Source organism: Sporosarcina saromensis, assembly GCF_054901285.1.
Window position 1 is genome coordinate 770564 of the sequence record NZ_CM142738.1, and the last position, 13836, is coordinate 784399.

Annotated in this window: 17 protein-coding genes; 7 read left to right on the forward strand and 10 right to left on the reverse strand. The window is 41.0% G+C overall.

The annotated features are described in order from the left end of the window. Positions 1-80: 80 nt before the first annotated feature. A complete protein-coding gene (locus tag ACVHUV_RS03690) occupies positions 81-611 on the forward strand; it encodes a sigma-70 family RNA polymerase sigma factor (protein ID WP_371390741.1) in 531 nt (176 codons plus the stop codon). Then, complete coding sequence (locus tag ACVHUV_RS03695; protein ID WP_462086149.1) at positions 608-1873, forward strand: DUF4179 domain-containing protein; 1266 nt, start codon at positions 608-610, stop codon at positions 1871-1873. The genes ACVHUV_RS03690 and ACVHUV_RS03695 overlap by 4 nt, the downstream gene beginning before the upstream one ends. A gap of 39 nt (positions 1874-1912) precedes the next feature. Here ACVHUV_RS03695 and ACVHUV_RS03700 read toward each other — a convergent pair whose 3' ends face one another. The 3 genes from ACVHUV_RS03700 to ACVHUV_RS03710 all read right to left on the reverse strand — a co-directional run bounded on the left by ACVHUV_RS03700 (position 1913) and on the right by ACVHUV_RS03710 (position 5202). Continuing rightward, positions 1913-3037, reverse strand: a complete 1125-nt coding sequence (locus ACVHUV_RS03700; protein ID WP_462086150.1) for a DHHW family protein — start codon at positions 3035-3037, stop codon at positions 1913-1915. An 18-nt stretch (positions 3038-3055) separates the two neighbouring features. After that, positions 3056-4468: an MBOAT family O-acyltransferase gene (locus ACVHUV_RS03705; RefSeq protein ID WP_462086151.1), complete on the reverse strand. Its 1413-nt coding sequence runs from the start codon at positions 4466-4468 to the stop codon at positions 3056-3058. A gap of 170 nt (positions 4469-4638) precedes the next feature. Continuing rightward, positions 4639-5202, reverse strand: a complete 564-nt coding sequence (locus ACVHUV_RS03710; RefSeq protein WP_462086152.1) for a DUF4358 domain-containing protein — start codon at positions 5200-5202, stop codon at positions 4639-4641. 170 nt (positions 5203-5372) lie between these two features. On the opposite strand from ACVHUV_RS03710, the gene ACVHUV_RS03715 reads away from it, so the two are divergent. Next, entirely contained in the window at positions 5373-5531 is a 159-nt protein-coding gene (locus tag ACVHUV_RS03715) for a DUF3784 domain-containing protein (RefSeq protein WP_462086153.1), read from the forward strand. 192 nt (positions 5532-5723) lie between these two features. Here the strand turns inward: ACVHUV_RS03715 and ACVHUV_RS03720 are convergent, their stop codons facing one another. After that, positions 5724-6257, reverse strand: a complete 534-nt coding sequence (locus ACVHUV_RS03720; protein WP_371390735.1) for an ECF transporter S component — start codon at positions 6255-6257, stop codon at positions 5724-5726. A gap of 512 nt (positions 6258-6769) precedes the next feature. Continuing rightward, positions 6770-7354, reverse strand: coding sequence for a LysE family transporter (locus ACVHUV_RS03725; RefSeq protein ID WP_462086154.1), 585 nt, complete (start codon positions 7352-7354; stop codon positions 6770-6772). Between the two features lie 110 nt (positions 7355-7464). Between ACVHUV_RS03725 and ACVHUV_RS03730 the strand changes: the two genes are divergently transcribed. Next, a complete protein-coding gene (locus ACVHUV_RS03730) occupies positions 7465-8019 on the forward strand; it encodes a helix-turn-helix domain-containing protein (protein ID WP_371390734.1) in 555 nt (184 codons plus the stop codon). A gap of 62 nt (positions 8020-8081) precedes the next feature. On the opposite strand, the gene ACVHUV_RS03735 is transcribed toward ACVHUV_RS03730, so the two are convergent. Together ACVHUV_RS03735 and ACVHUV_RS03740 are read right to left on the reverse strand one after the other, a co-directional pair. Continuing rightward, positions 8082-8726, reverse strand: coding sequence for a VC0807 family protein (locus ACVHUV_RS03735; protein ID WP_462086155.1), 645 nt, complete (start codon positions 8724-8726; stop codon positions 8082-8084). Beyond that, the gene (locus ACVHUV_RS03740) at positions 8723-9457 is read right to left on the reverse strand and encodes a MerR family transcriptional regulator (protein ID WP_462086156.1); all 735 of its coding nucleotides are present in this window, start codon (positions 9455-9457) and stop codon (positions 8723-8725) included. Before ACVHUV_RS03740 ends, ACVHUV_RS03735 begins: the two co-directional genes overlap by 4 nt. Before the next feature lie 173 nt (positions 9458-9630). On the opposite strand from ACVHUV_RS03740, the gene ACVHUV_RS03745 reads away from it, so the two are divergent. Continuing rightward, a complete protein-coding gene (locus tag ACVHUV_RS03745; protein ID WP_462086157.1) occupies positions 9631-9819 on the forward strand; it encodes a hypothetical protein in 189 nt (62 codons plus the stop codon). Between the two features lie 207 nt (positions 9820-10026). Further along, positions 10027-11055: a spore photoproduct lyase gene (gene splB / locus ACVHUV_RS03750; protein ID WP_462086158.1), complete on the forward strand. Its 1029-nt coding sequence runs from the start codon at positions 10027-10029 to the stop codon at positions 11053-11055. 51 nt (positions 11056-11106) lie between these two features. On the opposite strand, the gene ACVHUV_RS03755 is transcribed toward splB, so the two are convergent. Together ACVHUV_RS03755 and ytvA are read right to left on the reverse strand one after the other, a co-directional pair. After that, positions 11107-11781, reverse strand: a complete 675-nt coding sequence (locus tag ACVHUV_RS03755; RefSeq protein WP_462086159.1) for a YjjG family noncanonical pyrimidine nucleotidase — start codon at positions 11779-11781, stop codon at positions 11107-11109. Positions 11782-11814: 33 nt separating this feature from the next. Continuing rightward, entirely contained in the window at positions 11815-12597 is a 783-nt protein-coding gene (gene ytvA, locus ACVHUV_RS03760; RefSeq protein WP_462086160.1) for a YtvA family blue-light photoreceptor, read from the reverse strand. A gap of 322 nt (positions 12598-12919) precedes the next feature. Here ytvA and ACVHUV_RS03765 point away from each other — a divergent pair, with 322 nt between their 5' ends. Continuing rightward, complete coding sequence (locus tag ACVHUV_RS03765) at positions 12920-13258, forward strand: DUF378 domain-containing protein (RefSeq protein WP_317943300.1); 339 nt, start codon at positions 12920-12922, stop codon at positions 13256-13258. 71 nt (positions 13259-13329) lie between these two features. On the opposite strand, the gene ACVHUV_RS03770 is transcribed toward ACVHUV_RS03765, so the two are convergent. After that, the gene (locus ACVHUV_RS03770; protein WP_317943302.1) at positions 13330-13680 is read right to left on the reverse strand and encodes a carboxymuconolactone decarboxylase family protein; all 351 of its coding nucleotides are present in this window, start codon (positions 13678-13680) and stop codon (positions 13330-13332) included. Positions 13681-13836: the final 156 nt, after the last annotated feature.

Below are 13836 nucleotides of genomic sequence, written 5' to 3' on the forward strand. Positions count from 1 at the left end.
TAAACTGAACCTCGGTTTTTTGTTGGATGAAAATGAACTTTTTACATAGTAGATGACTCTTATAGGGGAGAGGTGAGGGTATGGGGTTTGTTCGCCTAGTGAAAAAAGCGAAAAAAGGAAGTAAAGAGGCATTGCTGCAACTGATTCATGAGCAGCAAGATGCGTATTATCGATTGGCTCTCACCTATATGAAAAATCCACACGACGCAATGGATGCAATGGAGGAAATGATTGTCAGTCTCTATCAATCCATTCACCAGCTGCAAAAAGAGGAAGCCTTTTATAGTTGGAGCAAAACAATTCTCGTAAATCGGTGTAAGCAGATGTTGAGGAAACGTGAAAAAGTCGTCTTGATGGGAGATGCAGAGGAGACATTTCATACAGGAAAGATACAGGATGTCATGCGGCAAAGTGAACAACGGATGGATTTGCAAGAGATGCTAGCTGTTGTAAACAGCGAACAAAAAGAAGCAATTGAATTGAAGTACTTTCATGATTTGGACTATGTAACAATCGCAAATATCACAAACGTTTCGATAGGGACTGTAAAGTCAAGGGTGTTTAATGGATTGAAGAAGATGCGCGAGCAATTTGGAGGTGATGGAGTTTGACGGAACTTGAAAAACGATTCGCAGAAGAAAAGGAGCGGTTGCAAGAAGTGAAAGCACCCGCTGAGTTGGGAGATCGATTAAGGTATGCATTGGAACAGACGCCCGTGCGAAGGAAGAGAACGATGCCAAAATGGATCGCCGTCGCTGTGGCCCTTCTCCTCGTTTCTGTTGTCAGCTACAACTATAATGCTTTCGCTTACTATGGGAAAAAGCTATTCGGTTTTGATGAAATAATGACAGGCACGTTGTCTCAACTAAATGAAGAAGGCCGGGGGCAGCCTGTCGATGGAAAGCTGACCTTTCAAGATGGCTCTACTTTAAAACTAGAAGGCATCTTGAGTGATGAAAACCAATTTATACTATATTACACGATTACCAATCCGGCTGGCGTCAATGCTAATCCAGACTACTATTTTACGGGGGTTACGGGTAGGTTGACTGACGCATCAATCGTGAGTTCCGTTGCTTCACTGAACGATGAAGGAACCGAGTTAAAGGGGATGCAAACGTTTGAACCAGTTAGTCCATTTGCGAAGAAGCTAACGGTTCATCTTACCGAAAATCAAAAAATGGGAAATGTTCGAGACATGGCAATTACGTTCCCGTATAACCCGAATGCTGCGATGGAAACGGTTATGAAACAAGCAATCAACGGAAAAGTTCAAGTCGATCAAGGAACCATTTACTTTGATAAAATTATTGCTACACCGAGTAGAACGACAGTTACCGGAAAGTTGAAAGTTGCTAACTTCGATCGGTATCCGTCTGCATTAGAAGGCGTACAATTGATGGCTGACGGAAAAGTGATTGAATGGAGAGGAAGTGGCACGTCTACAGCACTTAATGGGCAATCATTTGAAATCCACTATGATGCTTTACCAGAAGAACTTGAGGAGTTGAAGGTCGTTGTCGATACGTTTGTCGGTTATACAGATGTAAACGAACTAATTCCTCTCGATGCTATAAATGATGAATCACTGTTCCTTAACGAGGAAGAATTAATCATCAAGAAAGTGGAAAAAACGTCAGATGGGATTTTTATAACGATTGCAACAGCAGAAGATGTCATGTTAAAAGGCGTATTTATTCAAGTGAATGACAATTTTACCCCGTTAAAAACAACAGTGAGACAAGATACGATCAATCGCTATAAGGAACGAATTTTGTTGTTTGAGGGAGATGAACTGCCAGACGCTTTGTATATTGAAGGAATGCATTACGAGAAAAAGTATGGTGACAAGATAGATATTAAGGTGAAATGAAACAAACAGGCTGCCGCGCGATTGGGCATGCCTGTTTGTTTATTGTCGGAGCCAAATGAGGTTCGGGTCGTTAGCAAATGTTGCAATGTTATACAGGACTAACACATCTTGAATACCTTCTTGCTCCATGTAACGGGCTAGATCCTCGTGCGTATAACGTAAGTCAATCAGATGAATTTCCTCAAAGTGATTTGCTAAAAACGGCACGAGGGCATGTGCATAAGAATCCTTTACAACAAGTAGTTTACGACCGTTGTTGATGGATGAATGGACGATCGTTTTTCCATGATTACCGTTTAAGAACAATGCGTATTGGTCGCGCGTATTTAGCGAATCCCATTCGTATAACGAATCCATTGCGGGTGTATCATCTCCGAATTCAACGCTGTACGTCACATCAAATTTCGGTAAAAAGACGTCAATTTCATCCGGTTTTGTCGTAAAGTCATTTGCTTTTGCATCATACGTACCAAAAAAGTCTTTGCTTACTGTTTGAATGGTGAAAGCATCTTTCGTATAGGGCTCAAATCCCATCGCTTGTGCTGCGGCTTGATAAGCGATGAAAGCGCCATTTGTTGTCCAATGGTGGTCGGTTTTATAGTAGATGGATTGGTCTTTTGCTTCTTTCAACGGTTGGTACACATCTATCCAATGAATCGACTTGTCCAATTGGTCACGGATGGCAGTAATGGCTGTAAGCTGATGAGCCGTGTATGCGTATTTCGGTAATTTGTTTGGATAGATTGCAATAGACGTTGGAGCAGTCATAACGTATACATTTGCGCTTTGAAGTTTATCCGCGAAGACGTTAAGGTGCTCGATGTTTGCGATGAATTGTTGACGGGGTTCTGGGAATCGTTCGAACAAAAAGCTATCTCTTCCGAAATAAATGCCATTGTTTTCTTTTTTGAGCGCTACTTTTTCAGTTGCAGCTTTCAAGTCGGTCCAAAAATCTTTCATCACAAACTGATCACTTAAATACGTCTCGAATTCTTTCGTGAACTTGCCTGAGAGGAATTTATCCCAAGAGAAGTCAGGGAATTGGGCGAGTACCCGATTCTCAGAGGCAGAAAATGCACGGTCTTCAGTTGTCACGTGCAATAGAGAGATGCTGCCGATGAAAAGCAGAAATCCAATAATGAGTAGCCGATTAGTTGTTTTCACGTAGATCCTCCTTTTGCTCTAAAAACGGAAGTACAAAAACGGGTTATAACTGTCATTGACTAAGTAAGCGGTCGATAGAAATAAGATGATACCGAACGAGCTGATGGAAATGCTTGCAGATAAGTATGCAGGCAAGATACGGCTCAGTCGTTCATTCATTCGCTTCAATAAAGGCGTTGACGCGATGACAGCTAGTAAAAGAAGCAAGCCGTTTGTACTTAGAAAATAGAGAAACTGCGTGTCGTAAAGCGGCTGATCGGCAATCCCGAACAGGACTTTTCCAAAGACGAGTCCTTGTTCATGGTCTTCAAAAACGAAAAGTACCCAACCGAATAACACGATGGTCAGTAAATAAACGTGTTGGAAAATGGCAGGCAGCTTGTTTAAGACGTTTAGCCAACCTAATTTCTCAATGCCAATCAAAACCCCGAAATAGAGTCCCCATAAAACGAAATTCCAGCTCGCCCCGTGCCATAGACCAGTAATTCCCCACACAATAAGTAAATTCCGGATTGTCGTCCACGTTCCTTTTCGACTGCCACCTAGCGGGAAGTAGACATAGTCTCGAAACCAGGAGCCGAGTGTCATATGCCAACGTCTCCAAAACTCTGTTACGCTTTTAGAGATGTATGGGTAATTAAAGTTTTCCGGGAAGTTAAATCCGAACATCTTGCCGAGCCCTCTTGCCATATCTGAGTAGCCGCTGAAATCGAAAAAGATTTGGAATGAAAACGCCACGATGCCTAACCAAGCAGTGGACGTGGACAGCTGGTCAATGTCTTGCTGCTGGATCGTGAACCATAGCTCGCCAATCGTATTAGCAATGAGCACCTTTTTGCCGAGTCCGATAATGAACAATTTAACGCCATCTGCGAATTGGGCTAGTTGGAATGTCCGATTGGCAAGTTCCTTCTCAATTGTTTCATATCGGACGATTGGACCCGCAATCAGTTGCGGGAACAACGATACGTATAAGGCTAGCGTGAGTGGATTTCGCTGTGGTTGCACTTTTCCCCGATAAACGTCAATGGAATAAGACATTGTCTGAAACGTATAGAAAGAGATACCAATTGGTAAAGGCAAGTCAAACGGCTGGATAGCGGAACCGAAAAAAGCGTTGACGTTCTCTACTAGAAAGTCCGCATATTTAAAAAAGGAAAGAATTCCAATGTTAACGAGTAAGGAAGAAACGAGTGCTGCCTTTGCGATTCCCGTACGTCGTATTCGGTACTTATGGATGAGAAGCCCATGAAAATAATCGACCGTTGCGGAAAAGATCATGAGTAAGATGTAGATCGGTTCGCCCCATGCATAAAAGAACAAACTGACTGCGAGCAACACAAGGTTTTTCATTTTCTTCGGACAGCTAAAATATAGAATCAGTGCGAGTGGAAGGAAAAAGAATAGAAACGTTAAACTGCTGAAAACCATGACAACATCTCCTGATATGTAAAAAGTGTCTCAGACTGCAAGTAGACAATGACAGTCTGAGACGGGGTTGAGCGCTCTTTGGGGAGCAAACACTCACTGCATTCGTGATAAGTAGCTTACAATGAATAGGGTAAGCATTGTTCATTTATTGTAGTCTTTGATCCGATCGATTAGTTGAACTTGCTGTTAAAAGCCTCTTCAACTTTTTCAGGATTCGTGTACGTTACATACAGTAAGTACTTCCCTTTTGTTGTAATGATGTTCTCTTTTACTTTTTCATATTGCTCCGGCAAGTATTGCTTCCACGTTTGATCTTGGTTTTCCAGTTCTTTTTCAAGTGAAGCTTTTAATGCTTCTACATCTGCTTCATCTTTTGCTTCCAATACGATCACTTCGTCAGCATTGACATTCATCATCGCCGCAATGACGATGCCGTTCGCTAATTTTTCTTGGTCAAGGTTCATTTTCTCAAGCCAGATTGCTACACCAGCATCATCCGTGGAAGCCGTCAAATCTATTTCCATGTAATATGTAAGCTTGCCATCGACAAGTACTTCTTCCTCTACGCCACCATCTTCTTTCAAGTCTTTTGCGATTGCTTCTTTGATGGAAGTTGTCACTTCGTCAAAGGATACGTTCACTTCTTCCGGTTTTTCTGCATCGTTTTTTTGCGAACAACCTGCAGCAAGCACAAGTACGAGCGCAAATAATAGTACTACTTTCAATTTTCCCATGATGTGTTTCCTCCTGAAATCAATTGTTGTTACATGTCATTGGTCGTGTGAGGATGGAGAAAGGTTACAGGGATTAGATAATTTACGTAAGCAACTGGAAAGTAAACGTGGTTACATGGTCTAATTAAGATAATACTTACTACTATGTACGGATTGAGGAAAAAGAGGAGGTGTATGGCTTGCCCAGTATTATAATTAGCCTTAGTGTCTTTTTCTTATTTATAATTTTCGGTATCATTTTCTCGTCAGGAATAGGAGCTTTTTTAATTGCTGGGTATAATACAATGCCAGCTCGAGAAAAGGAAAAATATGATGAAGTAGCTTTATGAAATTCATGGGGAAGATGATGTATAGCTTGTGTTTTTGTTTGCTCATGATTGTGTTGGGTGATTTCAAAATATGATCCTACTCGTAACAGGGATTTTACTATTTGTTAGTGTTGTAGTTTTTACAATCGTATATGGGAATACGGGGAATAGATTTAAAAGAGAGAGCACTTGATGAATAAGCGCTCTCTCTTTTTATTTGAAGAATGGAGTTTTTTTCAGTAAAACACAGACGGGAAGCGCAATGAGTATTCCGACAACGGTTTGTACGAGGTCACCTGGAATTGATGTGAGTGGAATGACCCAGCTTTTGAAAATAACGGCTTCCCACAAATAATAACCTGCCATCATTAGCGGGGTAGAGGCGATGGTTGCTAATAAATTGAAGCGAAAGCTATTGCCGTTTCGTCCGTTCATCCAAGCAATTTTCCCTATAAGATACCCTTGAATCCCACGCGCGACAAAGCTAATTGGTGCCCAGATTGCATAACCAGAAACTAAATCGAACAATCCCATTCCTACAGCCCCGGCGATAGCCCCTTTTTTCGGACCAAATAATATAGATACGATAAAAAGCATCGCTGTTCCAAGATGAACGAGTCCCCCGTTTACCGAAATCGGTAATTTAATGTTCAATAGAAGTGTAGCAACAAAGACAAGTGCAATGAGCATAGATGACAAAATCAAATCAAACGTCCGGGCGTTTGTAATTGTAGTCGCTTTTTGCATAACCGCTGGCCTCCTCATATGTGAAAGTTGTTATGCTAACAGTACCAAACAACTGACACTAGCAAAAGTGCCAAATCACAACAAAACATAGAGGTCAGATGAAAAGGGACAGGCACCCGGACGATTCTGAATTGTTTCGGTGCCTGTCCCCTGAAAAATTCTGAATTGTACCAGCTTGGGAACTGTTAAATTCGAAAATTTTAGTTGCTTGCAGATGTTTAGCGCATTTAACTGGGCACGTATTCTTCATTAGCGAAAGCTGAATTCGTTCGATTTTGGCGAACCGGTGATAAAGTGCTTCGAACCGGTGATAACTGTCGGAGAATCGGTGATAAAGTGCTCAAAGTCGGTGATAACGTCGTTAGAATCGGTGATAACCAGTCCAAAATCGGTGATAACATATCGCAAGCTTTTGAGTGGACCGTCGGCGAGTTGTTTTTATATCCCAGGAAATGAATGCATGGTATAAATTCATATTGAAAATGGACCTGGTACAAAGATTTTCTAAATACTTAACTCCAAATAATCGACAGAGCACTATAAACGAGTAAAACAGCCATCAGCATATTGAATGCCTTTCTGTAACGACGAATATAGTTTTGCAGAATCGATCCAAATAGACTCCAACAAAACGTACTCGCTACACCTATCATGCCAAGAAATAACGATGCAGTAATGTAGCTAAACAAAGACGTGTAATTCGGCAAAATGAAAGTAGAAACAACTGTGAGTCCATATAAAATTCCTTTTGGATTCACAAATTGCAAGAGCATGCCGATGAGGAAAAGGTTTCTGTCATTTTTAGAAGTTTTACTTTCTCCATCTTTGCTCGTCAGAATTTTATACGCCAAATACAGCATGTATCCAACACCTAGAATTGTTAAAGGCAGTTGAATGGCTGGGAGAAGGTTGGTTAGAAAGAGATTAAATGAAATGCATGTTAAGGTGATGATAAAAAAGCCGAAACCAACGCCAAAAGAAAAGGTAGTCGTTTTCTTTAATCCGTACTGATTAGCAAAGGCCATCGCCATAATATTGTTCGGACCTGGTGTGAAGCTGGCAACAAAAACAAATAGTAAAAACGATAGATAGGACATGGTCACCCTCCTTAATGGACGCTATAACGCACGGTTTGTGTTTTATAACGTAATTCTTTATAGTGTACACAAAGAACGTTATATTGTACATAGGGAAGGAGTGATGAAGCATGGAGGAACTTCATCGGACGCTTGCAAGAAATTTAAAGGCTATTCGCGAGAAAGAAAAATTAAGTTTGGAAAAGGTCTCTGAGTTAAGTGGAGTAAGTAAAACAATGATTGGCCAGATTGAAAGAGGAGAGTCCAGCCCGACCCTTACGACCATTTGGAAAATCGCGAATGGTTTAAAGACGTCTTTCACAACTCTCATCAATGACCCACAGCCTGAAGCGAAAGTTGTGTTGCGGGAAGAAATCCAACACTTGTCAGTCGACGACGGGCGGTATCGGGTATATCCTACGTTTCCATTTCAGGATGAAACGCGCTTTGAGCTGTATTTTGTGGAGATTGAGACAGGAGGAAGAGTCGTTTCAGATCCACATAAAGAGGGTACTGAGGAATTCATAACAGTGTTTGAAGGTGAAGTAACTATTTCTGTAAATGAAGAAGTGTATACAATAAAAAATGGGGATTCTATCCGATTTAAGGCAGACAGACCCCATATATATACAAACGAAGGAACTCGATTAGCGCGGATGAATATGACGATTTATTATCCAGCCTGATGAATTTTCTATTGAACAGTAGACAGAGCCATCATGTGGAACTGTCTATTATTTATTTAGGCCTACCTTTGTAATGATGGGCGACTCCCACCAATGTGATTCTGTACATAGCGCTTCACAATGGAACCGATAAAGAAATAGCCAACAGTAATTAATCCACCGAAAACCCATCCACTTATTTTCAAGTAAATCAACATTTTTCCATAACCCTCAACTCCATATGCATTTAATAGACAAGCTTTTAAGGAACTTTGAAAGATGCTCCGGAGACATAGTAAAGCGGTTAAAAGCTGATACCACATAAATATTCCCTTAGTTTTAAATAAAGATTTGCTATTTTCACGTGAATATCCCTGCAAATACATGAAGTCTACCGCAAAATAGAGCGCAAATGGTTTTTGAAATAAAACAGAAAGTCCATAAACAACTGCATATCCGTATCCAAGAAAAACTTGATTCCACAGAAGTTGTTCTGCATTTCCGGATACTAGATTGACAGTCGTGCTTAAAAATAGCGAAAAAATGATGAAAACACCTGCTATGTTAAATTGCCGTTCATTTATAAAACGATAGATTGTATAAATGAATCCTGGAACGGTCGAAAGCAGCATCGCATAATAGTCTCCAAAAGGTTCGCGGCCATATTGCCAAAATAACAGTGGAAGTACTGTATAGAAGAGAATATCAAACAGTATTAATTTCTTCATAGCTCGTTAGCCTCTGTTTCATAATAATGTTGGATTGCTTGTTCAATAAACTTCACAAGTTCTTCTTCAAACTGGTAGAAGCCAACTGTCTTCTCATGTTGACTGGCTTGCCATACTTTATTGGCAAGTGTTGTATTTCCTTGATACATCTCGTCGACAAGTGAAAGCCATCGTTTTGCCAAGTCTTGAGCCATTGCAGAGGATGGATAGTTGTGTAAATTTGCACGAACGTCTTTGAGTAATGAAAGAGTAGCATCGGATTGATCGCCTAATCCACCTAAATTCGGGAGGTCAGTCAATACTGCTACTTCTTCATCGGTAAATTGTTCTGCCCAAAGTGTTTTCATGGCGTCTTTACTGTTTGGAAACGTATAAAACGTCTCAAAGATGGAGGGCCAATCAGTATGTCGTTCAATTTCTGCAAGAGCTAATAATGATTGAATGGATTTTTCCATTGCCATCAATTGTTTCTTTTCCAATTCGATCATTTGCAAGCGCATTGTGAGTACATCTTTGACGTTCCACGTATTGTTAGATACCGCTAATTGTATTTCCGTTAGCGGTAGACCTAAGTTGCGCAAAGTCAATATATAGTGAAGTTTTGAAATGTCTTCATCGTTATAAAAGCGATGCCCGTGCGTGTTCTTTTTTGCAGGCAACAAACCAATTTCATCATAATAACGGAGCGTACGAATAGAAATATTACTCATCGTAGCTACTTTACCGATCAAATGCATACTCTCCTCAACTCCTTATCCTACTCCCATTATAGAACCTACCGTAACGTAAGGGGCAACACTTATTTGAAAATAGAGAATAAAACAGGGGACAGGCACCAAAACAATTCTGAATTGTTTTGGTGCCTGTCCCCAGAAAAATTCTGAATCGTGAAGGCTGAATTGGATTGATTTGGCGAATCGGTGATAAAGTGCTTCGAATCGGTGATAACTGTCGGAGAATCGGTGATAAAGTGCCCAAAGTCGGTGATAACTACGTTAGAATCGGTGATAACCAGTCCAAAATCGGTGATAACATATCGCAAGCACATGAATGCGCAGCGAGTGACCCGTTTTATCTCCTAGTAAATGGGTAAGTGGTGATAAACTTGTGTTAAGCGGTGATAACAGGACGATAAGCGGTGATAAACTCTGTCTGAGCGGTGATAACAGGTCAACAAGCGGTGATAACCATTTTGCCCATCATGCATTTAAAATTCCTCATAATTTTATTTGTTTAAGGCAAGCTATGTAAAAAGGAAAAGGTGAGTGTATGGAGAAATGTGTAGTGGGTAGCGGACGATATGAATAAGCCGTTTGTGCCGCAGTTAGTTTATTTTGAGCCGAATGCGCTTGATTATCCACTTGGGAAGGAACTGAAGGAAAAGTTTGAGAAGATGGGGATTGAAACACGTTTTACGACGTCGCATAACCAAATTCGGGATTTGCCTGGGGAGACGGATGCGCAAAAGTACAGGATTGCGAAGTCGACGTTAGTTGTCGGACTGCGTAAGACGTTAAAATTTGATACGTCAAAGCCTTCGGCGGAGTATGCCATTCCACTTGCGACGGGATGCATGGGGCATTGCCATTATTGTTATTTGCAAACGACGATGGGGACGAAACCGTATATCCGGACGTATGTAAACATAGAGGATATCTTTGAGGCGGCCGATCGGTACATTGAAGAGCGTGCGCCGGAAATCACACGGTTTGAAGCAGCTTGTACATCTGATATTGTCGGAATCGACCATTTAACCCATTCATTAAAACGAGCGATTGAACATATTGGACAAACAGAATTAGGGAGACTTCGTTTTGTAACGAAATTTCACTTTGTTGACCATTTGCTCGATGCCAAACATAACGGCCATACGCGTTTTCGATTCAGTGTGAACGCCGATTATGTCATTAAAAATTTTGAACCAGGGACGTCGCCTTTAGCAAAACGCATCGAGGCGGCTGGGAAAGTGGCGAGAGCGGGCTATCCACTTGGTTTTATTGTTGCACCAATTTACCTTCATGACGGTTGGGAAGAGGGATATCGACACTTGTTCGAGCGACTGGATGAAGAATTGCCTGAGGATGTCCGTGAAGACATTACGTTTGAATTCATTCAACACCGGTTTACAAAGCCTGCCAAGCGGGTTATTGAAAAGAACTATCCAAAGACCAAGTTGGAATTGGATGAAGAAAAACGACGCTATAAATGGGGCAAGTATGGAATTGGTAAGTACATTTATCAAAAAAATGAAGAAGATGAAATAAAAGAACACTTATTTGGCTATGTCGAAAAGTATTTCCCAAAAGCGAAAATTGAATACTTCACATAAAAAGGTGACAGGCACCCAAACAATTGCGAATTGTTCGGGTGCCTGTCCCCTTCAAAAAGTAAATTCATCCCAATGGTGGATTTCGTATGTAGGCTTGGCGGTGGTGTTGTTCGTTTTTCGGTGTGGGTTGTACCAACAAGTATCGATGCCGAAATGATTGCCGCCAAGAATGTCTGATGAAAGGGAATCGCCGATCATGAGTACGCGGGATTTGTCTGTCAGTTGGAGCGCTTGAAAAACATGTTGAAAGATTTCTGCTTGTGGTTTTTGAAAGCCGATTTTTTCTGAAGTGAAAATGGCTTCAAACGTTTTGTTAAGTGGCGAAGCAGCTATACGGGCTAGCTGAACATCATTAAAACCGTTTGTGACAACAGCAACTCGGGCGTCACCTAATCTAGCAAGCATGTCCTCAACGCCTTCAATTACATGCACTTCTTTCCCAAGGTTTTCGAGATACGCTTGTCCAAAAGCAGTTGCGTCCAATTCAATGCTGTGCTGAAGAAATAACCGTTTGAAACGCTCTGTCTTCAAGTCAGCTAGTGTTGTACGTCCTTGCTCCAAGTCTTCCCAAAGAACGGTACTGATTGCGCGGTAACTGTCTCGGTAATCTGTTAAACCATTTGGAAAGCCATTTGCAGCAAATACATTCGTAAATGCAAACTTCTCCGTTTCTGCAAAATCCATTAACGTGTCATCCAAGTCAAATAAATAAACATCATATTTCATTCAAAACATCTCCCGACTACTAAAAACTGAAGCTTAGCCTCTTCTCTTATGAATACTCTTAATGGCGTGGTGTATGTTTGGATAGGTGACTAATCGCTCCGTTGATTCACCTAATGCAGTCAAAGATTGTGCGACGTTAGGTGAGACACCTGTTAGAGACAATTGGGTACCCATCAACTGCAGGACATTTCGAATAGGTTCGAACGTTGTGAGTGGTGATTTATCATCCCACCGAATGCCTGTAATGTCCAAAATAATGTGGTCCACTTGTGTCTCTTGTACAAACTCACTTAAACCGGTTGAAAGTATGGCTAAACGTTCTCTACTCATTTTACCAATTAAGGACACAGCCGCAATATCTTCTTGCACCATTAAGATTGGTAAGATTAACTGCTCAATCTCTCGATCCTTTTCTGTAATGAGATTTCTCTGGTTGCGCTCTAGCGTGACATTTGTTTGTGTACCGATGAAGAATAATTTCCCTTCTACTTCAAGCGGTTTGATCGATAACCGATTCCAAAACATTGAACCATCTTTTTTATAATTTTTTAATGTAATGGAGATTGGTTGCTTTTCCCGTATTGCGGTTCGAATCTTGTTAACTGCCGCTGGATCTGTATCCTTCCCTTGTAAAAACCTACAGTTTCGGCCAAGCGTTTCATCCATTGTATAACCTGTTAACGATTCAAATGTACGATTTGCAAAAATGATTGGATTGTCTTCTTGAGAGGGATCGGTGACGAGTGCAGCAACATGACTCCCATCGAGCATTGCTTCCAATAATTGAACTTGCATCGATGCAGATAAAGATTTCATCCCATTCACTTCCTGTCAGTATGACGTTGTATTGTTTTTCCAATCGTAGCACATAAAACCGTTACATGATACCTTTTAAAGTACTTTCAATTACGACAATACTGTAAAAAACGATCTCTTTTATAAAAGCGAAACTCTCAAGTTATGGTAATGAACTTTACATGTATGAATAAGCGCTTTTAGCAGAAGATAAAAATGAATCCTTGTATCGTTCCTGTAACGGTTGACGTTTGCCCTTCTTCAGTTTGGAACAGCTGTTGATGGATGCATGCGCTTAAGGAAGGGGATTCACACTTTAATCTAAGCTAAGGAGGAATTATGCATGAGTGTACTTTCCAGGATTGCATTAACGCTAGTAATCATTGGGGCACTGAACTGGGGTTTAATTGGATTTTTTCAATTTGACTTAGTTGCTACATTGTTTGGCGGACAAGATGCAGCGTTGTCTCGGATTGTGTATGGACTCGTTGGGTTAAGTGGATTAGTCTGTCTCGGCTTGTTATTTAAGCCCAATGAAGAAGTGGATACAGTGTCGGATCGACATACCCGCTATTCAAACGCAAATTTAGGCACAGAGTTTGGGGAAGAACCGGACTTTAAAAAAGAGCGGGAAGCTGCAAAGAAAAAAGCAGTAAAACGTCAAATGGATGAACTCGATTAACATGTATGAAAAACAGCCACCCGTATAAGGTGGCTGTTTGCGTGTAGACATTTCGCTTTGACGACCAACATTTACTCGGTAAAATCTTCGAGTGCATCTTGCCAAACAGTTACGCCTTGACTCATTGCCGAGCCACCGCCTAATGCTGCAGCAACTCCAATCGCTTCCATCATCTCTTCTTCTGTGCAATCGGCATCCAAGCAACCTTTTGTGTGATAGACAGTACAATATTCGTTATGCGCATACACACTAATGGCTAATGCAATGAGGTGTTTCTGTTTTTGCGACAAAGCGCCATCTTGGAAACAAGCTTCCGTAAATGCATTGAACGTACTCGCCACGTTCGGCAATTTCTCTGCAAATGTGCCCATTCCAACCTTGTATTCCTGCAAGACGACTTCTGTGTACGTTATTTCCTCCATATACATTCCTCCTGTTCGAGGGTAGTATTTGCATACCGAGGAAAGACATGCACTCGTATTGGAATTAATTTAAACAGTGCATTCATTTCAAAATGGCTTCAATCCAAGAACGAACAGCCAATTTAAGCCCAATGCAATTGTCAGCTTCTTATTCAT

Bases quoted from the DNA above. Each gene is read 5' to 3' on its own strand.
- ACVHUV_RS03690 (WP_371390741.1), top strand. From the start codon at position 81: ATGGGGTTTGTTCGCCTAGTGAAAAAAGCGAAAAAAGGAAGTAAAGAG.
- ACVHUV_RS03705 (WP_462086151.1), bottom strand. From the start codon at position 4,468: ATGGTTTTCAGCAGTTTAACGTTTCTATTCTTTTTCCTTCCACTCGCA.
- ACVHUV_RS03710 (WP_462086152.1), bottom strand. From the start codon at position 5,202: ATGGGAAAATTGAAAGTAGTACTATTATTTGCGCTCGTACTTGTGCTT.
- ACVHUV_RS03720 (WP_371390735.1), bottom strand. From the start codon at position 6,257: ATGCAAAAAGCGACTACAATTACAAACGCCCGGACGTTTGATTTGATT.
- ACVHUV_RS03725 (WP_462086154.1), bottom strand. From the start codon at position 7,354: ATGTCCTATCTATCGTTTTTACTATTTGTTTTTGTTGCCAGCTTCACA.
- ACVHUV_RS03730 (WP_371390734.1), top strand. From the start codon at position 7,465: ATGGAGGAACTTCATCGGACGCTTGCAAGAAATTTAAAGGCTATTCGC.
- ACVHUV_RS03735 (WP_462086155.1), bottom strand. From the start codon at position 8,726: ATGAAGAAATTAATACTGTTTGATATTCTCTTCTATACAGTACTTCCA.
- splB (WP_462086158.1), top strand. From the start codon at position 10,027: ATGAATAAGCCGTTTGTGCCGCAGTTAGTTTATTTTGAGCCGAATGCG.
- ACVHUV_RS03755 (WP_462086159.1), bottom strand. From the start codon at position 11,781: ATGAAATATGATGTTTATTTATTTGACTTGGATGACACGTTAATGGAT.
- ytvA (WP_462086160.1), bottom strand. From the start codon at position 12,597: ATGAAATCTTTATCTGCATCGATGCAAGTTCAATTATTGGAAGCAATG.
- ACVHUV_RS03765 (WP_317943300.1), top strand. From the start codon at position 12,920: ATGAGTGTACTTTCCAGGATTGCATTAACGCTAGTAATCATTGGGGCA.
- ACVHUV_RS03770 (WP_317943302.1), bottom strand. From the start codon at position 13,680: ATGGAGGAAATAACGTACACAGAAGTCGTCTTGCAGGAATACAAGGTT.